Here is a 23828-nt window from a genome sequence, read left to right as displayed (position 1 = left end):
CCTCACAGTCCGACCGCCCGCTCCAAGTCCTTGAGTGAGGTTTCCAGGTGGCCGAGCAGGCGCTGCAGGTGCGGGACGGCGCGACGGCATCCGACGAGACCGAAGTCGAGGCTGTCGGCACTGGTGGCGACCGTGACGTTGAGGGCCTGCCCGTCCACGGCGATCGACAACGGGTAGTTTCCGTCGAGGCGGGCCCCGTTGCAGTACAACGGTTTCTGCACACCCGGTACGTTGGAGACGACGATGTTGAACGGCGGCGGCGTTGCCGCGCCGAGGCCCGGAATCCCGCCGAAAGCGGCCGGCGCCAGCAAGCCCATCCCCAACGCCATCGCCTGGGCGCGTGGCAGTTCGGACAGCACCAGCTTGTTGTCGCGCATGGACTCATGGATGGTCCGCAGACGGTCGGCCGGATCGTCGCGGTCGGTCGCCAGGTTGCACAACACAGCAGAGACCACGTTGCCGCCGTCCGCGTCGCGTTCGGTGCGCAGATTCACCGGGACCATCGCGGTCAGCGGCTTGTCCGGCAGCGCCTCGTGATCGGTGAGGTAGGAGCGTAATGCGCCGGCGCACATGGCCAGAACGACGTCGTTGACCGTCATTCCCGCGACGTTCTTCACGTCCTTGATGCGTTCCAGCGGCCAGGACTGGGCGGCGCACCGCCGGGCACCGCCGATCGGAACGTTCAGCATGGTGCGCGGAGCCCGAAACGGCAGGGTCAGCTGCTGTTCGAGCAGCGCGGCGCGGGTCAGCTTCAGCGTCGCCGGCGCGAAGCCGGCCGCGGTCGCAATGGCGTCGGCCAGCATCGCGCGGCGCCCACGAGCCGGCCGCTTCTGCCGCGGCGGCGGTGCCCAGGGAGCCCGAATCACGGTGTCATGCGGGTCAGCGCTCAAGGCGCCCTGCAACATTCGCAGCGCGGACACGCCGTCGACGACCGCGTGATGCATCTTGGTATAGACCGCGAAACGTCCGTCCGCCAACCCCTCGATCAGATGTGTCTCCCACAGCGGGCGGTGCCGGTCGAGCAGGGTTCCGTGCAGCCGCGACGTCAACTCGAGTAACTCGCGGACCCGTCCGGGCGCGGGCAGCGCCGAGCGCCGCACGTGATAGCCGAGGTCGATCTCCTCGTCGAACTTCCACAGGGCGTTGCTGAACGCACCGAGCGTCTTGGCCGGACGCTTCCGGAAGGCGGGAGCCACGTGGCCGCCCGCCACCAAGGCGTCGTAGATGTCGCGAGCGAACTCCGGGCCGGCGCCCGGCGGCGGCGTGAACAACTGCAGGCCGGCGACGTGCATCGGGTGCTCGCGAGACTCGGCCAGCAGGCAGAAGGCGTCGACTGGTGCGATGAGGTTCATTGTCTTCCTTCGGCTTTCGTCATGGATGGTCGCGCTCACGCGCTCATCGCCGCATCAGGTGTGCGCATCGCCGCCACCGGGATGAAAGTCAAGTTGCCATCCGCGACGGAGCTCTCGCGCAGCATCTTGGCGTCGGCGAGGTGGTCCATCGCCGTCCGCCACGGCTGGCGGTCGCCCTGGCGCGGGAACTCCTCGACCGCCCTCTGGACGTAGCCGGCGTGCACTTCCAGTAGCGGCATGGTGCGCATCTCCCCGCTGAAGTGCGGGTAGCACACCGCGTACCCGTGCGCGTCCATGTGGTCGAGCAGGCGGCACAGGTGCTCGCACACCGGGCCGACCTTCAACGTCCACGACGAGTTGGTGTAGCCGAACGAGTAGGCGAAGTTGGGCACCCCGTCGAGCATCATCCCCTTGAAGGCGACCTTCTCCGGCAGGTTCACCGGTGCACCGTCGACGGTCAGGGTGATGCCGCCCAATGCCAGCAGGTTCAGCCCGGTCGCGGTCACGATGATGTCGGCCTCGAGCTCCCGCCCGGACACGAGCCGGATGCCCTTCTCCGTGAAGGTGTCGATCCGATCGGTGACCACCGAGGCGCTGCCGTTGCGGATCGCGGCGAACATATCCCCGTCGGGGACCGCGCAGAGCCGTTGGTCCCACGGGTTGTAGGCCGGCCGGAAGTGCTCGTCGACCGGGTATCCCTTCGGTAGCTGCCTGGCGTTGAGGTAGCGGATGATGCGCCGTGCGGTGTCGGGATGGCGTTGGCACAGCCGGAATACCGCGCGCTGCTTGGCGATGTTCTTGCGCCGGGTGATCGCGTACGCCCGCTTACGCCCCACCAGCTTGGGCAGCGCATTGGCGATGCGGTCCTTCGCGGGAACCGGCAGGACGTAGGTCGGTGAGCGTTGCAGCATCGTCACGTGGGCCGCCGTGTCGGCCATCGCCGGAACCAGCGTGACTGCGGTGGCGCCGCTGCCGATGACGACCACGCGCTTACCGCTGTAGTCGAGGTCCTCCGGCCACAGTTGCGGATGCACGATCTGCCCCGAAAACCGTTCGCGGCCCTCGAACTCGGGGGTGAAACCTTGGTCGTAGCGATAGTAACCGCCAGCGCAGAACAGCCAGCCGCAGGTGATGCGCACCCGCGCACCGGTGTCCGTGCACTCGACGTCGACCGTCCACCGGGTGTCGGTGCTCGACCATGACGCACTGATCACCTTGTGGTGGAAGCGAATCGCGGGCGCAATGTCGTTTTCCGCGACCGTCTCGCGCAGGTAGGCCATGATGGCATCGGCGCTGGCGATCGCCTTGTCGTTCTCCCACGGCTTGAACTCGTAGCTGAAGGTGTGTAGATCGGAGTCGGAGCGAATCCCCGGGTAGCGGAACAGATCCCAGGTGCCGCCGATCTCACCGCGCGCCTCCACGATCGCGAAGGTCTTGGCCGGCCGCCTGGTCTTCAGGTAGTACGCCGCCCCGATGCCGGAGATTCCGGCCCCGACGATCAACACGTCGACGTGCTCGGTGGTGGTGGTCATCGCGAGGCTCCTTTGCTTTCGATGTAGTGCATCAACTGTGCGGCACCAGCGGCCCATACGTCTTGACCGAAGAGGACTCGTATTTAGCATCCGGAGACAGGCGAGCTGCAGATATGCGCGCAAGGGTGCAATCGGCCTCCTGTGCGAGCGGGGATCAGATGCCGGCGAGTAAGCCGCGGAGCCGGTCGAGCAGGACGTCGGGGCGCTGCTCGGCGAACCAGTGGCCCACGCCGTCGACCAACTCCACGTCGAAGTCCCGAACCCGCCCCTCGTACCCACGCAACCGCGTCGGGGTGAGCACCGGGACTCGCGATGAGGCCCCGAGCGTGCGGCCACGGCGAAAATCGAGCCTGCAAGTCGCGATGGCGTTGTGCCCGCGAAGCGGATGAGTGGGCGCGGACGGTATCGAACCGCCGACCGCTGGTGTGTAAAACCAGAGCTCTACCACTGAGCTACGCGCCCGTGCCCCGGGGAGGCTACACGTCCGAAGGGCCGGTACTCAAAACTGTAAGCTCGCGTCAGGCCCGCTCAGCCCCGCAAGGCCGCCAGGGCTTCGGTCCACAGCCCCTGGTTGCGCGATTCGCCGGGTTGCTTCATCTCCGCGAACCGGATGATGCCGGCCTTATCGACGACGAACGTGCCGCGATTGGGGTAGCCGGCCTCGTCGTTGAACACGCCGTAGGCCTGGCTGACCTCGCCGTGCGGCCAGAAGTCCGACAGCACCGGGAAGGTGAAGCCGCTTTCCAGCGACCAGATTCGGTGCGTGGGCGGCGGACCCACCGAGATCGCCAGCGTCGCGCTGTCGTCGTTCTCGTAGTCGGGCAGGTGGTCGCGCAGCTGGTCCAACTCGCCCTGGCAGATGCCGGTGAAGGCCAGCGGGAAGAACACCAGCAGCACGTTCTTGGCGCCGCGGTAGGAGCTCAGGGTGACACGCTGTTGGTTCTGGTCGCGCAGTGTGAAATCCGGGGCGGTGGCGCCAACGGGCAGCATCAACGCTTCCCGGTTCGGGACTTCGGCTGCACCAGTCGGCTGGCGCTCCAGTCGCCCAGGTTGACCGACGACGTCGGCATCAGGCCGGCGGTCGGGGCCGCCTCGGCGATTTCGGCAGGCAGGACGTGGCCGGGCTTGCCGGTCTTGGGCGTCAGCACCCAGATCACGCCGTCCTCGGCCAGCGGACCGATCGCGTCCATCAGGGTGTCCACCAGGTCGCCGTCCCCGTCACGCCACCACAGCAGCACGACGTCGACCACCTCGTCGGTGTCCTCATCGAGCAGCTCAGCGCCACACGCTTCCTCGACGTCGGCCCGGATCTCGTCGTCGGTGTCCTCGTCCCAGCCCCATTCCTGGACAACTTGGTCTCGTTGGATGCCCAGTTTGCGAGCGTAGCTCGGGGCGTGATCCGCCGCGACCACCGTGGAGCCTCCTTAAACCGTCCCGCGCCGTGCGATGGGGATTATCGTCGCACAGCCGCAACCGCGTCGACACCCGCGCCTTTAGAAGGATGCCAGGCACAGTTTCAGCGCTTTCGTCTTGGCGTCGTTGAGGCGGTCCACGCGCCGATTGAACTCACCCGTCGCGGCGTGGGTGCCGATCGCGTTGGCCACCCCCCGGGCCGCGTCGATATACGTGTTGAACGCGTCCTTCAGCTGCTGGGACAGCGCATCGCTGAAGCTGTTGCCCACGGTGTCGGCGCTGCTGTTCAGGGCGTCGATCGCCGGGCCCTCCGTCGGGCCGGTGCTGCGGCCCGCGTTGAACGCGCCGACGAAGATGTTCACCTTGTCGATCGCGTCCTTGCTCGACGTGGCCAGCGTGTCGCACGAGGTGCGCACGGCCCGGGTGGTGAGCGATTGCTGCCGCTGGGACTCGCGGACCCGCGAGGTCGCCGACGACGCGGACACCGACGCGGACACCGACTGCCGATACGCCGGGGCGACCTGGGTGTCGGGGGTGGCGGTGCCGTTGGTGACGGTGGTACACCCCACGATCCCCATCAGCGTCGCCGCTATACATCCGAGCGCCAAAGCGCCTCGCCTGGGGGAGCCCCCCGCAAGGACGGCACGCCATCCACTGAGCACGGCTCATGACGTTACCGGGTGGCCTCCCCGATCGTTTCGCTACGCGCGGGTTCGTGTCCGCGGGGTGAACCCGCGTCAGCTACCCGATGTCGGCTAGCCCCGCGAAACGCCGGTGCGGCACGATAGGGGGAGACGGTGCACGGCACCCCGAGGGCACAAACCCCGCCAACTACAGGAGAGTGCGTTGACAACCGAGTTCGCGCGCCACGATCTGGCCAAAACCCCTAGCAGCGCAAGCGAACCCGACCGCGTTCGGGTGATCCGTGAAGGCGTGGCGTCGTACCTGCCCGACATCGACCCCGAGGAAACGTCGGAGTGGCTGGAATCCTTCGACGAGCTGCTGGAGCGCTCCGGGCCCGCGCGGGCCCGCTATTTGATGCTGCGGCTGCTGGAACGGGCCGGCGAGCAGCGCGTCGCCATTCCGTCGCTGACGTCAACCGATTACGTCAACACGATCCCGACCGAACTCGAGCCGTGGTTTCCCGGCGACGAGGACGTGGAGCGGCGCTTCCGGGCCTGGATCCGCTGGAACGCCGCCATCATGGTGCACCGCGCGCAGCGCCCGGGAGTCGGCGTCGGCGGCCACATTTCGACGTACGCGTCGTCGGCGGCGCTGTACGAGGTCGGGTTCAACCACTTCTTCCGGGGCAAGTCGCATCCCGGCGGTGGCGACCAGGTGTTCATCCAGGGCCACGCGTCGCCCGGGATTTATGCGCGAGCCTTCCTCGAAGGCCGGCTCAGCGAGGACCGGCTCGACGGCTTCCGCCAGGAACACAGCCACGCCGCCGGCGGGCTGCCGTCCTACCCGCACCCCCGGCTGATGCCCGACTTCTGGGAATTCCCAACCGTGTCGATGGGCCTGGGCCCGCTCAACGCCATCTACCAGGCGCGGTTCAACCACTACCTGCACGACCGGGGCATCAGGGACACCTCCGACCAGCACGTGTGGTGCTTCCTCGGCGACGGGGAGATGGACGAGCCGGAGAGCCGCGGGCTCGCGCACGTCGGCGCGCTGGAGGGCCTGGACAACCTGACGTTCGTGATCAACTGCAACCTGCAGCGCCTCGACGGCCCGGTGCGCGGCAACGGCAAGATCATCCAGGAGCTGGAGTCGTTCTTCCGCGGCGCCGGCTGGAACGTCATCAAGGTGGTCTGGGGCCGCGAGTGGGACGCCCTGCTGCACGCCGACCGCGACGGCGCGCTGGTGAACCTGATGAACACCACCCCCGACGGGGACTACCAGACGTACAAGGCCAACGACGGCGCCTACGTGCGCGACCACTTCTTCGGCCGCGACCCCCGCACCAAGGCGCTCGTCGAGAACATGACCGACGCCGAGATCTGGAACCTCAAGCGCGGCGGCCACGACTACCGCAAGGTGTACGCCGCCTACCGGGCCGCCCTCGACCACAAGGGCCAACCGACGGTGATCCTGGCCAAGACCATCAAGGGCTACTCGCTGGGCGCACACTTCCAGGGCCGCAACGCCACCCATCAGATGAAAAAGCTTGCGCTGGAAGACCTTAAGCGCTTCCGGGACTCCATGCGGATCCCGATCAGCGACGCCCAGCTGGACGAGAACCCCTACCTGCCGCCCTACTACCACCCGGGGTCGGACGCCCCGGAGATCCGCTACCTGCTCGACCGCCGGCGCACCCTCGGCGGCTTCCTGCCCGAGCGCCGCACCAAGGCCAAGGCGCTCAAGCTGCCCGGACGCGAAATCTACGCCGCGCTGAAGAAGGGATCGGGCACCCAGGAGGTCGCCACCACCATGGCGACCGTGCGCACCTTCAAGGAAGTGTTGCGCGACAAGGAGATTGGGCCGCGCATCGTGCCGATCATTCCCGACGAGGCGCGCACATTCGGCATGGACTCCTGGTTCCCGTCGCTGAAGATCTACAACCGCCTCGGCCAGCTCTACACCGCCGTCGACGCCGAGCTGATGCTGGCGTACAAGGAGAGCGAAGTCGGGCAGATCCTGCACGAGGGCATCAACGAGGCCGGGTCGGTGGGCTCGTTCATCGCGGCCGGCACCTCGTACGCGACGCACAACGAGCCGATGATCCCGATCTACATCTTCTATTCGATGTTCGGTTTCCAGCGCACCGGCGACGGGCTGTGGGCCGCCGCCGACCAGATGACCCGCGGCTTCCTGCTCGGGGCCACCGCCGGACGGACCACGCTGACCGGCGAGGGGCTGCAGCACGCCGACGGTCACTCGCTGCTGCTGGCCAGCACGAATCCCGCCGTGGTCGCCTACGACCCGGCGTTCGCCTACGAGATCGCCTACATCGTGGAGAGCGGGCTGGCGCGGATGTTCGGGGAGGACCCCGAGGACGTGTACTTCTACATGACCGTCTACAACGAGCCGTACGTGCAGCCGCCGGAGCCGGAGAACTTCGACCCCGAGGGCGTGCTGCGGGGCATCTACCGCTACCGCGCGGCCACCGAACAGCGCGCCAACACCGCGCACATCCTGGCCTCCGGGGTAGCGATGCCGTCGGCGCTGCAGGCGGCCGAGATGCTGGCCGAGTGGGACGTCGCCGCCGACGTGTGGTCGGTGACCAGCTGGGGCGAACTGAACCGCGACGGCCTGTCCATCGAGAAGGCCAAGCTGCGCCACCCGGACCGACCGGCCGGAACCGCCTACGTCACCCAGGCCCTGTCGAATGCCGAAGGGCCGGTGATCGCCGTGTCGGACTGGATGCGCGCCGTGCCCGAGCAGATCCGGCCGTGGGTGCCCAACACGTTCGTCACGCTGGGCACCGACGGCTTCGGCTTCTCCGACACCCGGCCCGCCGCCCGGCGCTACTTCAACACCGACGCCGAGTCGCAGGTGGTGGCGGTGCTGGAGGCGTTGGCGCGCGACGGTGAGATCGACCCGTCGGTGCCGGTCGCGGCCGCCCGCCAGTACAAGATCGACGACGTCCAGGCCGCGCCAGAGCAGACGTCCGACCCCGGGGTCGCCTGAGCGCCCAAGATTCCGCGAGCGCCCCGCCAGCGGGGCGCTGGGCCGTGAGCGCCCCGCGAGTGTGCGGCCAGCCGCACACTCGCGCAAAACCGCCCACCTCTTTGGCGGATACTTCCAAAATGTGGCGTAGGTTTTAGGGGTGAATGACAACCCGTTCGCCGGTCCGTTCGCCAAGCAGCCCAGGTCGCCGCTGGAGATGCTCAACACGGTGCCCGACTCCGTGCTGCGCCGGCTCAAGCAATACTCCGGCCGGCTGGCCACCGAGGCGGTCTCGGTCATGCAGGACCGGTTGCCCTTCTTCGCCGACCTGGAAGCCTCGCAGCGGGCCAGCGTGGCGCTGGTGGTGCAGACGGCCATCAACAACTTCGTCGAGTGGATGCAGGACCCACACAGCAACGTCAGCTACACCGCCCAGGCCTTCGAGCTGGTGCCCCAGGATCTGGCCCGCCGGATCGCGCTGCGGCACAGCGTCGACATGGTGCGCGTCACCATGGAGTTCTTCGAGGAGGTGTTGCCGCTGGTGGCCCGCTCCGAGGAGCAGCTGACGGCCCTGACCGTGGGTGTCCTCAAGTACAGCCGCGACCTGGCGTTCACCGCGGCCTCGGCCTACGCCAACGCCGCCGAGGCCCGCGGCACGTGGGACAGCCGGATGGAGGCCAGCGTCGTCGACGCGGTGGTCCGCGGCGACACCGGCCCCGAACTGCTGTCCCGGGCCGCGGCGCTGAACTGGGACACCACCGCCCCGGCGACCGTGGTGGTCGGCGTCCCGGCCCCCGGGCGGGACGGCTCCACCGGGCCCGGCGACGACCAGCGGGCCAGCCAGCACGTCCGCGACATCGCCGCCCAGCATGGCCGCGCCGCCCTCACCGACGTCCACGGCACCTGGCTGGTCGCTATAGTTTCCGGCCAACTGTCGCCAACCGACAAATTCCTCGGCGATCTGCTGCAGGCCTTTTCCGACGGCCCGGTGGTCATCGGGCCCACCGCACCGATGCTGACGGCCGCCTATCACAGCGCCAGCGAGGCTATTTCCGGGATGAACGCCGTCGGTGGCTGGCGGGGCGCACCGAGGCCGGTTCAGGCCCGGGAACTTCTGCCCGAACGCGCCCTGATGGGCGACGCGTCCGCGATCGTCGCGTTGCACACCGACGTGATGGGGCCGCTGGCCGACGCGGGACCGACGCTCATCGAGACTCTTGACGCTTATTTGGATTGTGGCGGCGCGATTGAAGCTTGTGCCAGAAAGTTGTTCGTTCATCCAAATACGGTGCGCTACCGGCTCAAGCGGATCACCGACTTCACGGGACGCGATCCGACCCAGCCCCGCGACGCATACGTGCTGCGCGTGGCGGCGACGGTCGGCCAGCTCAACTACCCCACCCCGACCGCCAGCGTCGGCACCAACCCGCTGCCCCCTGTTCCGCTGCCGGTCAGGGCGGCTATCGTCGGTCAATCGGAGTAATAGTGACCCAGGCAACAGATCAAGCAACGGTATCGAACATGTAGCTTACGGAGCTGTTTTGTGGGGAGTACACAAAAACCTAAGACCAGGTTCATAATCTGTTACACCCGCCAAAACCGTTTCCACAGTGTTCTCTTAAACACGTGATTGCTTTGCTTGCGCCCGGACAGGGTTCGCAGACCGAGGGGATGCTCTCGCCGTGGCTCGACCTGCCGGGTGCCGCGGACCAGCTCGACCTGTGGTCGAAGGCCAGCGGCCTCGACCTGGTCAGGCTGGGCACCACCGCGTCGACCGAAGAGATCACCGACACCGCGGTCACGCAGCCCCTGGTCGTCGCCGCCACCCTGCTGGCCCACCAGGAGCTCACCAAGCGCGGCCTGCTCTCCGGCGCGGAGCTGATCGTCGCCGGCCACTCCGTCGGCGAGATCGCGGCGTACGCGATCGCCGGTGTGATGGCCGCCGACGACGCCGTCTCGCTGGCCGCCACCCGTGGCGCCGAGATGGCCAAGGCGTGCGCCATCGAGCCGACCGGCATGTCCGCCGTGCTCGGCGGTGACGAGGCCGAAGTGCTGGCCCGCCTCGAGCAGCTCGACCTGTTCCCCGCGAACCGCAACGCCGCCGGCCAGATCGTCGCCGCCGGCCCGCTGACGGCGCTGGAGAAGCTGGCCGAGGACCCGCCGGCCAAGGCCCGGGTTCGCGCCCTCGGCGTGGCCGGGGCGTTCCACACCAAGTACATGGCTCCGGCCCTCGACCGCTACGCCGCCGCGGCGGCCGCGGTCGCGACCGCCGAGCCCACCGCCACGCTGCTGTCGAACCGCGACGGCCAGCCCGTCGGCTCCGCGGCGGCGGCGATGGAGGCGCTGGTCGCCCAGCTCACCCAGCCCGTGCGCTGGGACCTGTGCACGGCGACCATGCGTGACCGGGAGATCACGGCGGCCGTGGAGTTCCCGCCCGCGGGCACTCTGACCGGCATCGCCAAACGCGAACTTCGGGGGGTTACGACCCGCGCCGTCAAGGCACCCGCAGACCTGGACGCACTGGCTGAACTGTAGAAAGCCGCTTCCAGTACAACCACATAACGCTCTATAAGAACGCTCTGTTCGATTAACACAACACATCACGAAGGGAAGACGCTGTGGCCGTCAGCCAGGAAGAAATCATCGCCGGTATCGCGGAGATCATCGAAGAGGTCACCGGTATCGAGCCGTCCGAGGTCACCCCGGAGAAGTCGTTCGTCGACGACCTGGACATCGACTCGCTGTCGATGGTGGAGATCGCGGTGCAGACCGAGGACAAGTACGGCGTGAAGATCCCGGACGAGGACCTCGCCGGTCTGCGCACCGTCGGTGACGTCGTCTCCTACATCCAGAAGCTCGAGGAAGAGAACCCCGAGGCTGCCGAGGCCCTGCGCGCCAAGCTGGAGACGGAGAACCCCGACGCCGTCGCCAACGTCAAGGCGAGGATGGAAGCGGACAAGTGAGCAAGCCTTCCACTGCTAATGGCGGTTACCCCAGCGTTGTGGTGACCGCCGTCACGGCGACGACGTCGGTCGCGCCGGACATCGAGAGCACGTGGAAGGGTTTGTTGGCCGGCGAAAGCGGCATCCACGTACTCGAGGACGAGTTCGTCACCAAGTGGGACCTGCCCGTCAAGATCGGTGGGCACCTCAAGGAGCCCATCGACGAGCACATGAGCAGGCTCGACCTGCGGCGTATGTCGTACGTCCAACGGTTGGCCAAGCTGCTCAGCACTCAGCTGTGGGAGTCCGCCGGCAGCCCGGAGGTCGACCCCGACCGGTTCTCGGTCGTGGTCGGCACCGGGCTCGGTGGCGCCGAGCGGATCGTCGAGAGCTACGACCTGATGAACGAGGGCGGCCCCCGCAAGGTGTCGCCGCTCGCCGTCCAGATGATCATGCCCAACGGCGCCGCGGCGGTGGTGGGTCTGCAACTGGGCGCTCGCGCCGGGGTCATCACCCCGGTGTCGGCATGCTCGTCGGGCTCGGAGGCGATCGCGCACGCGTGGCGCCAGATCGCGATGGGTGACGCCGACTTCGCCGTCTGCGGCGGTGTCGAGGGTCCCATCGAGGCGCTGCCGATCGCGGCGTTCTCGATGATGCGGGCGATGTCCACTCGCAACGATGAGCCCGAACGCGCCTCGCGCCCGTTCGACAAGGACCGCGACGGCTTCGTGTTCGGCGAGGCCGGGGCCCTGATGATCATCGAGACCGAGGAGCACGCCAAGGCCCGCGGCGCCAAGCCGCTGGCCCGGTTGATGGGTGCGGGCATCACCTCGGACGCGTTCCACATGGTTGCGCCGGCCGCGGACGGCGTGCGCGCCGGCCGGGCGATGCAACGGTCGCTCGAGTTGGCTGGCTTGTCCCCCAAGGACATTGACCACGTCAACGCGCACGGCACGGCGACACCGATCGGCGACACGGCCGAGGCCAACGCCATCCGGGTCGCGGGCTGCGAGCAGGCGGCGGTGTACGCACCGAAGTCGGCTCTGGGCCACTCCATCGGCGCGGTCGGCGCGCTGGAATCTGTCCTCACGGTATTGAGCCTTCGGGACGGCGTGATACCGCCAACTCTCAATTACGAAACGCCAGATCCCGAGATCGATCTTGATGTTGTCGCGGGCGAACCCCGCTACGGCGATTTCCGTTACGCCATCAACAACTCGTTCGGATTCGGTGGCCACAACGTGGCGCTCGCCTTCGGGCGGTACTGAGCACGACGTCGGGCGACGAAGCGGGCCTCAGCAAGCGGCCCGCGGAGGAGCCGGACAAGTACGAAAGGAACGTTTGCAAGACCCATGACAGAGCTGGTTACCGGGAAAACGCTCCCGAATGTGGTCGTCACTGGCGTCGCCATGACGACCGCACTGGCCACTGACGCCGAGAACACCTGGAAGTTGTTGCAGGACGGACAAAGTGGTATCCGCAGACTCGAGGACCCGTTCGTCGAGGAGTTCGACCTGCCGGTCAAGATCGGCGGGCACCTGTTGGAGGAATTCGACAGCCAGATGACCCGTGTCGAGCTGCGGCGCACGGGTTACCTGCAGCGGATGTCGACCATCTTGAGCCGCCGGGTCTGGGAGAACGCCGGCTCGCCCGAGGTCGACTCCGACCGGTTGCTGGTGTCCATCGGCACCGGCTTGGGCTCGTCGGAGGAAATGGTCTTCAGCTACGACGACATGCGCGCCCGTGGCATGCGGGCGGTTTCCCCGCTCGGTGTGCAGAAATACATGCCCAACGGCGCCGCGGCGGCGGTGGGTCTGGAACGGCACGCCAAGGCCGGCGTGATCACGCCCGTGTCGGCGTGCGCGTCCGGTTCCGAGGGTGTGGCCCAGGCGTGGCGCAACATCGTCTTCGGCGAGGCCGACATCGCCATCTGCGGTGGTGTCGAGACCAAGATCGAGGCGGTGCCGATCGCGGCGTTCGCCCAGATGCGCATCGTGATGTCGACCAAGAACGACGACCCGGCGGGTGCCTGCCGCCCGTTCGACCGGGATCGCACCGGCTTCGTGTTCGGCGAGGCCGGGGCGCTCATGGTGATCGAGACCGAGGAGCACGCCAAGGCTCGGGGGGCCAACATCCTGGCCCGCATCATGGGGGCCGCCATCACCTCGGACGGCTACCACATGGTCGCGCCGGACCCCAACGGGCTTCGGGCCGGGCACGCGATGAGCCGGGCGATTCAGCTCGCCGGCCTGACCCCCGGCGACATCCACCACGTGAACGCCCACGCGACGGGTACGTCGGTGGGTGACGTGGCCGAGGGCAAGGCGATCAACAACGCGCTGGGCCCCCACGGCGGCAACGCGGCCGTCTACGCGCCCAAGGCCGCGCTGGGCCACTCGGTGGGCGCGGTGGGTGCGGTCGAATCGATCCTGACGGTGCTGGCCCTGCGGGACCAGGTGATTCCGCCGACGCTGAACCTGGAAAACCTCGACCCCGAGATCGACCTGGACGTGGTGGCGGGCAAGCCGCGGCCGGGCAAGTACGAGTACGCGATCAACAACTCGTTCGGATTCGGCGGGCACAACGTCGCGATCGCCTTCGGGCGGTACTGACCATCGCTGCCCAACCAGAGAGCACACCGGAGAACAGGAGACCTGCGATGACAATCATGGCCCCCGCGTCGGTCGGCGAATCGCTCGACCCCAGGGACCCGTTGCTGCGTCTGAGCAACTTCTTCGACGAGGGCAGCGTCGCGCTGCTGCACGAGCGTGACCGCTCGGGTGTGCTTTCTGCGTCGGGCACCGTGAACGGTGTGCGCACCATCGCCTTCTGCACCGACGGCACCGTCATGGGCGGCGCCATGGGTATCGAGGGCTGTGCGCACATCGTCAACGCCTACGACACCGCCATCGAGGAGCAGAGCCCGATCGTCGGGATCTGGCACTCCGGCGGTGCGCGGTTGGCCGAGGGCGTGAAGGCGTTGCACGCGGTGGGGACGGTCTTCGAGGCGATGATCCGTGCGTCCGGTTACATCCCGCAGATCTCGGTGGTCGTCGGCTTCGCCGCCGGTGGCGCCGCCTACGGGCCGGCGCTGACCGACGTGATCGTGATGGCTCCGGAGAGCCGGGTGTTCGTGACCGGGCCCGACGTCGTGCGCAGCGTGACCGGCGAGGACGTCGACATGGCGTCCCTCGGCGGTCCGGAGACCCACCACAAGAAGTCCGGCGTGTGCCACATCGTCGCCGACGACGAGCTCGACGCCTACGAGCGCGGCCGTCGACTGGTCGGATTGTTCTGCCAGCAGGGCCATTTCGACCGCACCAAGGCCGAGGCCGGTGACACCGACATCCACGCCCTGTTGCCGGAATCGGCGCGGCGGGCCTACGACGTGCGTCCGATCGTGACCGCGATCCTGGACGCCGAGACCCCGTTCGACGAGTTCCAGGCCAACTGGGCGCCGTCGATGGTGATCGGGCTGGGCCGGCTCTCCGGCCGCACGGTGGGTGTCCTGGCGAACAACCCGCTTCGTCTGGGCGGCTGCCTGAACTCCGAAAGCGCCGAGAAGGCAGCACGTTTCGTGCGCCTCTGTGACGCGTTCGGCATCCCGCTGGTCGTGATCGTCGACGTGCCCGGCTACCTGCCCGGCGTCGACCAGGAGTGGGGCGGCGTGGTGCGCCGCGGCGCCAAGCTGTTGCACGCCTTCGGCGAGTGCACGGTTCCGCGGGTCACGCTGGTCACCCGAAAGACCTACGGCGGGGCCTACATTGCGATGAACTCCCGGTCGCTCAACGCGACCAAGGTGTACGCCTGGCCGGACGCCGAGGTGGCGGTGATGGGCGCCAAGGCCGCCGTCGGCATCCTGCACAAGAAAAAGCTGGCCGCCGCGGCCGATCACGAGCGTGAGGCGCTGCACGACCAGCTCGCCGCCGAACACGAGAAGATCGCCGGTGGCGTGGACAGCGCCATCGAGATCGGCGTGGTCGACGAGAAGATCGACCCGTCGCACACCCGCAGCAAGCTCACCGAGGCGCTGGCTCAGGCCCCGGCGCGCCGCGGTCGGCACAAGAACATCCCGCTGTAAGCCGCAGCGGCACCTTCTAGCGCGAGCAGACGCAAAATCGCACTCGCGGTGCCCGCGTGGTGCGATTTTGCGTCTGCTCGGCGGTTAATCCCCAGGCGTGACTGGTCAATTGAGCCGAGCCACCGCATGCTTCCGCGGTGCTCACCGACGCGCTAAAGCTGATGCAGGAAGTCGGCGGGTTCGCGACGACGTCCCAACTGCTGACAGTCATGACCCGTCAACAACTCGACGTTCAAGTCCGAAACGGTGGGCTGGTCCGCGTATGGCACGGGGTCTACGGCGCCACACAGCCAACTTGTCTGGGGCGGTTGGCCGCCTTGGACGTCTTCATGGGCCGACATGCGGTGGCCTGCCTGGGCACCGCCGCGGCCTTGTACGGATTCGACACCGAGAACACGAGAGCTATTCACGTTCTCGATCCCGGTGTGCGCATGCGCCCTACGGCCGGCTTGATGGTTCACCAACGAACCGGTGCCCGGCTCCAACGAATTGGGGGTCGTCTCGCGACGGCACCGGGATGGACTGCAGTGGAGGTCGCAAGGCAACTGCGCCGGCCGCGGGCGCTGGCGACGCTTGACGCGGCGTTGCGCTCAATGAAGTGCACTCGCAACGAAATTCGGAGAGCCGTTATCGAGCAGCGAGGACGTCGAGGCATAGTTGCTGTGCGCGCACTGTTGCCCTTGGCGGATGGCCGTGCGGAATCGCCCATGGAAAGCGAGGCGCGGCTGGTGATGATCGATCGCGGGCTACCGCTTCCCGAGCTGCAGCATCCGATCGTCGGACGCGATGGCCAGTTGTGGCGCGTCGACTTCGCATGGCCGCATCTGCGTTTGGCCGCAGAATACGAGAGCGTCGATTGGCACGTTGGTCGCGAGGAAATGCTTCGCGACAAGACGCGGTGGGCCAAGATCCAGGAGCTTGGGTGGACGATCATCCCAATCGTCGTCGACGACGTGCGACGAGAACCTGACCGCCTCGCTGACCGCATCGCGACGCACCTGAACCGCCCACCGATGGCCGGTTAACGCCGCCGAGCAGACACATAATCGCACGCAACACGCTTTGGCCATGCGCTTTTGTGTCTGCTCACGGAGCGCGGTCATGGTCTGCAGAGGATCTTCGCAAGCACCGCCCGCAGTTGCCCTTCGGGATCGTCGGGCAGAAAGTCACAGCGCCAGCCGACGAAATCGTCGGGGCGCACCAGCAGCGCGCCGGAAGGGCCGAGCCCGGTGACCGCCGCCCACTCGTCGCTCTCGATGCGATGCGCGGCCACCGACGCCGAAGCCGCGGCGGCGCACCAGCGTTCGTCGCCGGTGAGCACGGTGAATCCCGGGCCCAGCAGGTCGAGCGTCGAAACCCCCTCGCGCACCCAAACATGCGGCACCCGAGTGCCGGGCTGCCCGCGCAATTCGTCGATCAGCGACACGGCGTCGGGATCCGCCGGGCCGGGATCATCGGAAACCACTGCGCCCGAGCGGTATTGGTAGCCGATAAGCAGCGCGAACATCGGCGCCTCCTCGTCCGGCGGCAACATGGGCCGGTCGTCGTCCAACCGCAGGAAGCCCAGCGACGGCCCGCTAAGCGACTGGCGAGCATTGAAGCGCCCGACCGGGTGTCGCTCGGCATGGTAGGTGGTCAGCAGGGCCGGGCCGGCGGTCCCGTTCACGACGGCGGCCAGTTTCCAGGCCAGGTTATGCGCGCTCTGGATGGCGGTGTTGGCCCCGCCGCCCTTGAACGGCGGCATGGTATGGGCCGAGTCGCCGACGAGAAACACTCGGCCGCAGTGGAATTGGTTGGCTACCCGCTCGTAGGGCTGCCAGGGTGCCACATCGATGATTTCCACGTCCATCGGCTCACCGATCGCTTTGCTCAGCATCTCGCGGCACCGCTGGGCGGTGAACTGTACGGCGGTTTCCCCGCGGGCGGGAAAGTACGTGGTGATGAACATGCCCATGTCGTCGCGCACCGACAGAAAAATTCCCTCGACGTCCGGGTTGCTGACTTGGATGGCGTCGCCGTCGCCCAGGTCCGGAGCGAATTTTCGCCACGGCGCCCGGAAGTAGATGAACACGACATAGATGGGCAATGCCCCGTGGCCGGAGGTGGTCACGCCAAGCGCGTCGCGGACCGGGCTGTGCACGCCGTCGGCCGCGACGAGATAGTCGGCGCGTACCGCCTCGGTCGCGCCCGACTCGCGATCGCGGACAACCGCGGTGATGCCGCTAGCGTCTTGTTCGAACGAGCCCAACTCCGTGTTGTAGCGCACCTCGCTGCCGCGCCGGCGGATGTGGGTGAGCAGGATCGGTTCGAAGGCGCTCTGCGGGCAGTACTGGCCGCCGGGCTCGGGGCTAAATTCGTCGAACGGCGCGAAGATCGCGTTGATGTCGATCGCCTGACGCTGTTCGGCGCTGTTGAGCGTCGGCTTGCTCAGCATGTCGGAAACGCCGTTGGCGACCGCGTGGATCTCGTCGGCCAATCCAAGACCGCGCAGGATTTCCAGGGTGCGGAAGCTGAGGTTGCGGGCCTTCGGATAGATGAACACCTCGCGCCGCTTCTCGACCAGCAGCGAGCGGACCCCGTGTTTCGCCAGCAATGCCGACGTGGCGAGGCCGGCGGCGCCGGCGCCGACGATGAGGACTGGAACTCGTGTGGTCGTCATAGAACAAAATGATAGTCGCTATCATTCGATATCTACAGTCAGAATCAAGTTTCGGCGCCTAACCCAGGCGCGCCACGAACTCCTCGGCCGCCGGCAGCGCCCGCTCGCGATCGGGGGCCACCAGGCCGATGCGGGTCCGCCGGTCCACGATGTCGGAGACGTCCAGCGCGCCCTCATGGGTGATGGCGTACTCGAATTCCGCCCGGGTGACGTCGATGCCCTCGGCGACCGGCTCGGTCGGGCGCTTACACGTGGCGGTGGCCACGACCTTGGCGGCCTCGGCGCCGTACCGCCGCACCAGCGAGTCCGGCAACCCGGCGACCGGGCCGGAGCCCGGCGGTCCCGGATTGGCGGGCGCCCCGACCAGCGGCAGGTCGTGGGTCCGGCACTTCGCGGCGGGCAGGCGCCGAAGGCCGACGGCGCGGTCCAGCACGTCTTGCGCCATGTAGCGGTACTCGGTCAGCTTGCCGCCGATCACGCTGATGATCCCGGACGCCGACTCCACGACGGCGTGCTCGCGCGAGACGTCGGCGGTGCGGCCCTCGCCGGTGTCGATCAGCGGCCGCAGCCCCGCGTAGGCGCCGATGACGTCGGCCGGGCCGAGCGCGATCCCCAACGCGGTGTTGACCGTGTCGAGCAGGAAGGTGACCTCGTCGGCCGACGGTGTGGGCACATCCGGAATCGGGCCGGGGGCGGCTTCGTCGGTCAGCCCCAGATAGACCCGGCCCAGCTGCTCGGGCATGGCGAAGACGAACCGGTTGAGCTCGCCGGGGATCGGAATCGTCAGCGCCGCAGTGGGATTCCCGAACGCTTCGGCGTCGAAAACCAGATGCGTTCCGCGGCTGGGCCGCAGCCGCAGCAGGCCGTCGATCTCCGCGGCCCACACCCCGGCGGCGTTGATGACCGCCCGCGCCGCGACGTCGAACGACTGTCCCGTGCGCTGGTCGGTCAGCCGCACCGAGGTGCCGGTGGCCCTCGACGCCGCCACGTAGGTCAGGATCCGCGCGCCGTGCTGCGCCGCGGTGCGCGCGACCGCGGTGACCAGGCGGGCGTCGTCGATCAACTGCCCGTCGTAGGCGAGCAGCCCGCCGTCCAGCCCCGCGCGCCGAACGGTGGGCGCCAGCTGCACGACGCGCTCCGGTGAGATCCGGCGCGACCGCGGCAGTATCGACGACGGCGTGCCCGCAAGCATCCGCAGCGCGTCGCCCGCCAGGAACCCCGTGCGCACCAGCGCGCGCTTGCCCCGGCTCATCGAGGGCAGGAGCGGAACCACTTGCGGCATCGCGTGAACCAGGTGGGGGGCGTTGCGGCCCATCAGGATTCCGCGCTCGAGGGCGCTGCGGCGGGCGATCCCCACGTTGCCGGTCGCGAGGTAACGCAGCCCGCCGTGCACCAATTTGGAGCTCCACCGGCTGGTGCCGAAGGCGAGGTCGTGCTTCTCCACCAGCGCCACCCGCAGCCCGCGCGCCGCGGCGTCCAGGGCGATGCCGGCGCCGGTGATGCCGCCGCCGATCACGACGACGTCCAGCGGCTCGCCGTCGGCCAGGGCAGTCAGGTCCGCCTCGCGGCGGGCGGCGTTCAGCGCGGTGGGGTCGGGTATCACGACAGGTATCCGTTCAGCGAGTAGGCGAGTTCGACGGCCAGCGTGTCGGCGTCGAGGAGGGGTTCGACGATCTGCGCCGACTGAATGGTCGACTGGGCGATCAGCAACACCATGGTGGCCATCTGGACGGGGTCGCCGGCGCGCACGCTGCCGTTGCGCTGGGCCACCCGCAGCCGGGCGGCGAGGGCGTCGATCAGCATGTGCTGGCTGGTCCCGAGCCGCTCGGTGATGTAGATCGGCGCGAGTTCGGAGTGCAGCACCGACATGACGAGGCGGTCGCGACGCAGCAGGTTGGCCACCGTAACGATCTGTCGCACAAGGGATTCCCGGTCGTCACCGAGCAGCGGCGCGTCCCGCATCACCTCGGTGACGTGGCGGGTCAACAGCGCCGCGACGATCGACGGCGTGTCCGGCCAGCGCCGGTACACCGTGGGCCTGCTGACGCCGGCACGTCGCGCGATCTCGGCCAGGGTCACCCGGTCCACCCCGAAGTCGACCACGCAGCTGGCCGCCGCCGCGAGGATGCGCTCCCCCGTGTCCACCGGGACGCGTGCGTTACTGGTTGACAGCATGTGTAATACTGTAACGCATGACGCAACCCGAGGGCCTGCTCCCCCCGATGAAATGGAACGCGTGGGGGGATCCGGCCGCGGCCAAGCCGCTCTCCGAGGGCATCCGGACGCTGCTGGAACAGGCCGTCGGCGTGCAGGATTCCGGCGCCGCCGAGCTGCAACCCGATCAGGTGCGCCTGCGCCCGTCGGCGCTCTCGCAGGCCCATCGCGACGCGCTGGCCGAGCTCGTCGGCGCCGAGTACTGCCGCACCGACGACCGGGACCGGCTGCTGCACGCCGGCGGCAAGTCCACGCTCGATCTGCTGCGCCGCAAGGACGCCGGCGTGCAGGACGCGCCCGACGCGGTCTTGCTGCCCGGTGACGAGGACGCCGTCGCCACGATCCTGCGCTACTGCTCCCACCACCACATCGCCGTGGTTCCGTTCGGCGGCGGCACCAGTGTGGTCGGCGGCCTGGATCCCATTCGCGGCGAGTTCCCCGCCGTGGTGTCGCTCGACCTGCGCCGCCTCGACCAACTGTTCTCCCTCGACGAGGTGTCCGGCCAGGCCGTGTTCGGGGCCGGCGTCACCGGGCCGGATGCCGAACGCATGCTTGGCGCCCAAGGTTTTTCGCTCGGGCATTTCCCGCAGAGCTTCGAATACGCGACGATCGGCGGCTTCGCCGCCACGCGCTCGTCCGGGCAGGACTCGGCGGGCTACGGCCGCTTCAACGACATGGTGCGCGGCCTGCGGGTGGTCACGCCGGTGGGCACCCTGGACCTGGGCCGCGCGCCCGAGTCCGCGGCCGGCCCCGACCTGCGCCAGCTGATGATCGGGTCCGAGGGCGTCTTCGGCGTCATCACCCGGGTGCGGCTGCGCGTGCACCGGGTGCCGGCGGCCGTCCGCTACGAGGCGTGGTCCTTCCCCGACTTCGAGACCGGCGCCGCCGCCCTGCGCGCCGTCACCCAAACCGCGACCGGCCCCACGGTCATCCGGCTTTCCGATGAGGCCGAGACCGGGGTCAACCTGGCCACCACCGAGTCCATCGGGGAAAGCCAGATCACCGGCGGTTGCCTGGGCATCACCGTGTTCGAAGGCACCGAGCAACACGTCGAAAGCCGGCACGCCGAAACCAGCGCCCTGCTCGCGGCGCAGGGCGGAACCTCGCTGGGCGAAGCGCCGGCGCGGGCGTGGGAGCACGGGCGCTTCGGCGCGCCGTACCTGCGAGACTCGCTGCTGTCGGCGGGCGCACTGTGCGAGACGCTCGAGACGGCCACCGACTGGTCCAATGTTGCGGCCCTCAAAGCCGCTGTGACGCAAGCGCTTACGGACGCTCTGGCCGCGAGCGGCACGCCCGCGTTGGTGATGTGCCACATCTCGCACGTCTACCCGACCGGGGCGTCGCTGTACTTCACCGTCGTCGCCGGGCAGCGCGGCAACCCGATCGAACAATGGTGGGCCGCCAAGAAGGCCGCGTGCGACGCGATCATGGCCACCGGCGGGACCATCACCCACCACCATGCGGTCGGCGCCGACCACCGCCCCTGGATGGGCGACGAGGTGAGCGAGCTGGGCGTGCAGGTGCTGCGCGCGGTGAAGGCCACCCTGGACCCGGCCGGAATCCTCAACCCGGGCAAGCTGATTCCATGACCCGGCGCGAGATCGCGAAGGTGATCGCGCTGACCAATCCCGTCTCGGGGCACGGCGCCGCGATCCGGGCGGCGCAGCTCGCGATCGCGCGACTGCACCACCGCGGGGTCGAGGTCGTCGAGATCATCGGCGACGACGCGCAAGACGCGCGGTACCTGGTGAGCGCCGCGCTGGAAAAGGGCGCCGACGCGGTAATGGTGACCGGCGGGGACGGCGTCGTCTCCAACGCGCTGCAGGTGCTCGCGGGCACCGACGTGCCGATCGGCATCGTGGCGGCCGGGACCGGCAACGACCACGCCCGCGAATTCGGGCTTCCCACCAAGGATCCCGAGGCCGCGGCGGACATCATCGTCGAAGGTTTCACCCAGACGATCGATCTGGGCCGCATCCGCGACAGCGACGGGGCCACGAAGTGGTTCGGCACCGTGGCGGCCACCGGATTCGACTCGCTGGTGACCGACCGGGCCAACCGGATGCGCTGGCCGCACGGGCGGTTGCGGTATTACGTCGCGATGCTCGCCGAGCTATCGCAGCTGCGGCTCCTGCCCTTCCGCATGGTGCTCGACGGGACGCGCGAGATCGACGCCGACATCACGCTGGCGGCCTTCGGCAACACCCGCAGCTACGGCGGGGGCATGCTGATCTGCCCGCACGCCGACCCCACCGACGGCCTGCTCGACATCACGATGGTGCACGAGGCGTCGCGCACCAAGCTGGTCCGCCTGTTCCCCACCGTCATGAAGGGCACCCACATCGACCTCGCCGAGGTGAGCACGACGCGGGCCCGATCCATTCACGTCGAGTGCCCCGGCATCAACGTCTACGCCGACGGCGACTTCGCCTGCGCGCTGCCCGCGGAGATCAGCGCGGTTGCGGGGGCGCTGCGGATCCTGCGCCGGGCCGGGGACCAATAGCGGGCCAACGGATTTGATATCGCCCGCGATATCAAATCCGGACGTCGCACATTCCCGCGGAGACCTAGCCGACGCCGCGGCTGAGCCAGGTCACCTCGCCGACCTCGCCGCCGTCGCGGTAGGCCTCCAGGGCGTCGTCCCACGCCGTTCCTAGCACGGTGTCCAGCTCGGCGGCCAGGGTGTCGGCGCCCTGCGACATCAGCGCCCGCAGTCGCATCTCCCCGACCATGACGTCGCCGTTGGCGCTCATCGCCCCGCTCCACAGGCCGAGCTGCGGGGTGTGGCTGAACCGCTGGCCGTCGACTCCGGGGCTGGGGTCCTCGGTGACTTCGAACCGCAGCACCGACCACGACCGCAGGGCGTTGGCCAGCCGGGCGCCGGTGCCCACCGGCCCGACCCAGTTGGTGACCGCCCGCAGCTGTCCGGGCATGGCCGGCTGCGGGGTCCACGTGAGGTTTGCCTTCGCCCCAAGGGTCGACGACAACGCCCACTCGACATGCGGGCACACCGCCGCGGGCGAGGCGTGCACGTACACCACGCCAGTCGTCACGTCGGCGAATTGATTCGACGCACGCATTTCCTGCTCCTTCGGTTCCGCGAGGGACGTCTTCCCCAACGACCTGGCGGGACCTGGCGAGCAGGATGTCTAACTATTTTGTGTGTCGTGCGTGTCTATTGTGCCTTGTGATACCCGTGTTGCGCTAGTGTGCATTTTTTCTCAGCCGTATTCCGCGACCACGGCGTCCGAGAACGCCGGCCACGGCTGCAGCGCCCACTCCCCGAAATCGCGGTTGGTCAGGGCCACCAGCGCCAGCTCCCGTTCGGGATCTGCCCAGATGAACCCACCCGCCTGGCCGAAATGGCCGTAGGTGCGCGGCGAGTTGTGCGCGCCGGTCCAGTGCGGCGATTTGGCGTCCCGAATCTCGAAGCCCAGCCCCCAGTCGTTGGGCCGCTGGACGCCGTAGCCGGGCAGCACGCCGTCCAGGCCGGGAAACTGCACCGTCGTCGCCTCGGCGTGCAGCTCGGCGGAGACAGTCACCGGCCGCAGCAGGTCGCCGGCGAATTTCGCCAGGTCAGCCACCGTGGACACCGCCCCGAACCCCGCCGCCGGCGCGCCGCCGTCCAGCCGGGTGGAAGCCATCCCGAGCGGCTGGAACACCGCCTCGGTCAGGTAGCGGCCGAATTCGATGCCCGATTCGCGCTCCACGGTCTCGGCCAGCACGGTGAAGCCGTGGTTGGAGTAGATGCGCCGCGCGCCGGGGGCGGCGAGCACGTGGTCGTTCTGCAACGCCAGCCCCGACGCGTGCGCCAGCAGATGGCGCACGGTGGCCCCGGGCGGGCCGGCCGCGGTGCTCAGGTCGACCACGCCCTCTTCGACGGCGACCTGCACCGCGCGGGCCACCAGCGGCTTGGTCACCGAAGCCAGCACGAACACCCGCTCGGTGTCGCCGTGACCGGCCAGCACGCCGTCGGGTCCGATCACCGCCGCGGCGGCGGCCTCGACTGGCCAATCCCGCAGA

General features: G+C 68.6%; 21 protein-coding genes and 1 tRNA gene. 10 read left to right on the top strand and 12 right to left on the bottom strand.

Features of this window, described 5'->3' with window-relative positions:
• Positions 1-2 precede the first annotated feature (2 nt).
• The 7 genes from A9X05_RS00795 to A9X05_RS00770 all read right to left on the bottom strand — a co-directional run bounded on the left by A9X05_RS00795 (position 3) and on the right by A9X05_RS00770 (position 4959).
• A complete protein-coding gene (locus A9X05_RS00795) occupies positions 3-1352 on the bottom strand; it encodes a wax ester/triacylglycerol synthase family O-acyltransferase (RefSeq protein WP_067778483.1) in 1350 nt (449 codons plus the stop codon).
• A 35-nt stretch (positions 1353-1387) separates the two neighbouring features.
• Positions 1388-2884: an NAD(P)/FAD-dependent oxidoreductase gene (locus A9X05_RS00790; RefSeq protein WP_067778480.1), complete on the bottom strand. Its 1497-nt coding sequence runs from the start codon at positions 2882-2884 to the stop codon at positions 1388-1390.
• A gap of 154 nt (positions 2885-3038) precedes the next feature.
• Positions 3039-3185: a hypothetical protein gene (locus A9X05_RS30265; protein ID WP_156675533.1), complete on the bottom strand. Its 147-nt coding sequence runs from the start codon at positions 3183-3185 to the stop codon at positions 3039-3041.
• A gap of 89 nt (positions 3186-3274) precedes the next feature.
• A tRNA-Val gene (locus A9X05_RS00785) sits at positions 3275-3346 on the bottom strand.
• A gap of 66 nt (positions 3347-3412) precedes the next feature.
• A complete protein-coding gene (locus A9X05_RS00780) occupies positions 3413-3874 on the bottom strand; it encodes a peroxiredoxin (protein ID WP_067749675.1) in 462 nt (153 codons plus the stop codon).
• On the bottom strand, positions 3874-4296 hold the full coding sequence (locus A9X05_RS00775) for a DUF3052 domain-containing protein (protein WP_067269553.1): 423 nt from the start codon (positions 4294-4296) through the stop codon (positions 3874-3876). Before A9X05_RS00775 ends, A9X05_RS00780 begins: the two co-directional genes overlap by 1 nt.
• Positions 4297-4377: 81 nt before the next feature.
• Positions 4378-4959, bottom strand: a complete 582-nt coding sequence (locus tag A9X05_RS00770) for a hypothetical protein (protein WP_082950078.1) — start codon at positions 4957-4959, stop codon at positions 4378-4380.
• A 184-nt stretch (positions 4960-5143) separates the two neighbouring features.
• Here A9X05_RS00770 and aceE point away from each other — a divergent pair, with 184 nt between their 5' ends.
• The 8 genes from aceE (at position 5144) to A9X05_RS00730 (ending at position 15957) form a co-directional block, all read left to right on the top strand.
• Positions 5144-7930 carry a pyruvate dehydrogenase (acetyl-transferring), homodimeric type gene (gene aceE / locus A9X05_RS00765; protein ID WP_067778474.1) on the top strand — a complete coding sequence of 929 codons (2787 nt, stop codon included), beginning with the start codon at positions 5144-5146 and terminating at the stop codon, positions 7928-7930.
• A 139-nt stretch (positions 7931-8069) separates the two neighbouring features.
• On the top strand, positions 8070-9392 hold the full coding sequence (locus A9X05_RS00760) for a CdaR family transcriptional regulator (protein ID WP_067749670.1): 1323 nt from the start codon (positions 8070-8072) through the stop codon (positions 9390-9392).
• 143 nt (positions 9393-9535) lie between these two features.
• The gene (locus A9X05_RS00755) at positions 9536-10444 is read left to right on the top strand and encodes an ACP S-malonyltransferase (RefSeq protein WP_067749668.1); all 909 of its coding nucleotides are present in this window, start codon (positions 9536-9538) and stop codon (positions 10442-10444) included.
• A gap of 83 nt (positions 10445-10527) precedes the next feature.
• A complete protein-coding gene (gene acpM, locus A9X05_RS00750; RefSeq protein WP_007170888.1) occupies positions 10528-10872 on the top strand; it encodes a meromycolate extension acyl carrier protein AcpM in 345 nt (114 codons plus the stop codon).
• Entirely contained in the window at positions 10869-12119 is a 1251-nt protein-coding gene (gene kasA, locus A9X05_RS00745; RefSeq protein ID WP_067749666.1) for a 3-oxoacyl-ACP synthase KasA, read from the top strand. The genes acpM and kasA overlap by 4 nt, the downstream gene beginning before the upstream one ends.
• A gap of 84 nt (positions 12120-12203) precedes the next feature.
• A complete protein-coding gene (gene kasB, locus A9X05_RS00740; RefSeq protein WP_067749664.1) occupies positions 12204-13463 on the top strand; it encodes a 3-oxoacyl-ACP synthase KasB in 1260 nt (419 codons plus the stop codon).
• 47 nt (positions 13464-13510) lie between these two features.
• Positions 13511-14932, top strand: a complete 1422-nt coding sequence (locus tag A9X05_RS00735; protein ID WP_067749662.1) for an acyl-CoA carboxylase subunit beta — start codon at positions 13511-13513, stop codon at positions 14930-14932.
• Positions 14933-15069: 137 nt separating this feature from the next.
• Positions 15070-15957 (top strand): hypothetical protein, encoded by an 888-nt coding sequence (locus tag A9X05_RS00730; RefSeq protein ID WP_067778471.1) that lies wholly within the window; start codon positions 15070-15072, stop codon positions 15955-15957.
• Positions 15958-16031: 74 nt separating this feature from the next.
• Here the strand turns inward: A9X05_RS00730 and A9X05_RS00725 are convergent, their stop codons facing one another.
• From A9X05_RS00725 to A9X05_RS00715, 3 genes are read right to left on the bottom strand one after another with little or no spacing between them, the layout of a single operon-like run.
• Entirely contained in the window at positions 16032-17591 is a 1560-nt protein-coding gene (locus A9X05_RS00725) for an FAD-dependent monooxygenase (RefSeq protein WP_067778468.1), read from the bottom strand.
• Between the two features lie 58 nt (positions 17592-17649).
• Positions 17650-19203 (bottom strand): glycerol-3-phosphate dehydrogenase/oxidase, encoded by a 1554-nt coding sequence (locus tag A9X05_RS00720; RefSeq protein WP_197498855.1) that lies wholly within the window; start codon positions 19201-19203, stop codon positions 17650-17652.
• Positions 19191-19766 carry a TetR/AcrR family transcriptional regulator gene (locus A9X05_RS00715; RefSeq protein ID WP_067749654.1) on the bottom strand — a complete coding sequence of 192 codons (576 nt, stop codon included), beginning with the start codon at positions 19764-19766 and terminating at the stop codon, positions 19191-19193. The genes A9X05_RS00720 and A9X05_RS00715 overlap by 13 nt, the downstream gene beginning before the upstream one ends.
• Before the next feature lie 47 nt (positions 19767-19813).
• On the opposite strand from A9X05_RS00715, the gene A9X05_RS00710 reads away from it, so the two are divergent.
• Entirely contained in the window at positions 19814-21394 is a 1581-nt protein-coding gene (locus tag A9X05_RS00710; RefSeq protein ID WP_368664911.1) for an FAD-binding oxidoreductase, read from the top strand.
• Positions 21391-22308: a diacylglycerol kinase gene (locus tag A9X05_RS00705; RefSeq protein WP_067778456.1), complete on the top strand. Its 918-nt coding sequence runs from the start codon at positions 21391-21393 to the stop codon at positions 22306-22308. The genes A9X05_RS00710 and A9X05_RS00705 overlap by 4 nt, the downstream gene beginning before the upstream one ends.
• A gap of 64 nt (positions 22309-22372) precedes the next feature.
• Here A9X05_RS00705 and A9X05_RS00700 read toward each other — a convergent pair whose 3' ends face one another.
• Positions 22373-22885 carry a DUF3145 domain-containing protein gene (locus A9X05_RS00700; protein WP_067749648.1) on the bottom strand — a complete coding sequence of 171 codons (513 nt, stop codon included), beginning with the start codon at positions 22883-22885 and terminating at the stop codon, positions 22373-22375.
• Positions 22886-23026: 141 nt separating this feature from the next.
• Positions 23027-23827 carry a serine hydrolase gene (locus tag A9X05_RS00695; RefSeq protein WP_067778453.1) on the bottom strand — a complete coding sequence of 267 codons (801 nt, stop codon included), beginning with the start codon at positions 23825-23827 and terminating at the stop codon, positions 23027-23029.
• Position 23828: the final 1 nt, after the last annotated feature.

This window comes from Mycobacterium sp. E3298 (assembly GCF_001666895.1).
In the GTDB taxonomy this organism is placed as follows: Bacteria; Actinomycetota; Actinomycetes; order Mycobacteriales; family Mycobacteriaceae; genus Mycobacterium.
The sequence above is the reverse complement of the archived record's forward strand: the minus strand, read 5'-3'. Positions and strand labels throughout refer to the sequence as shown.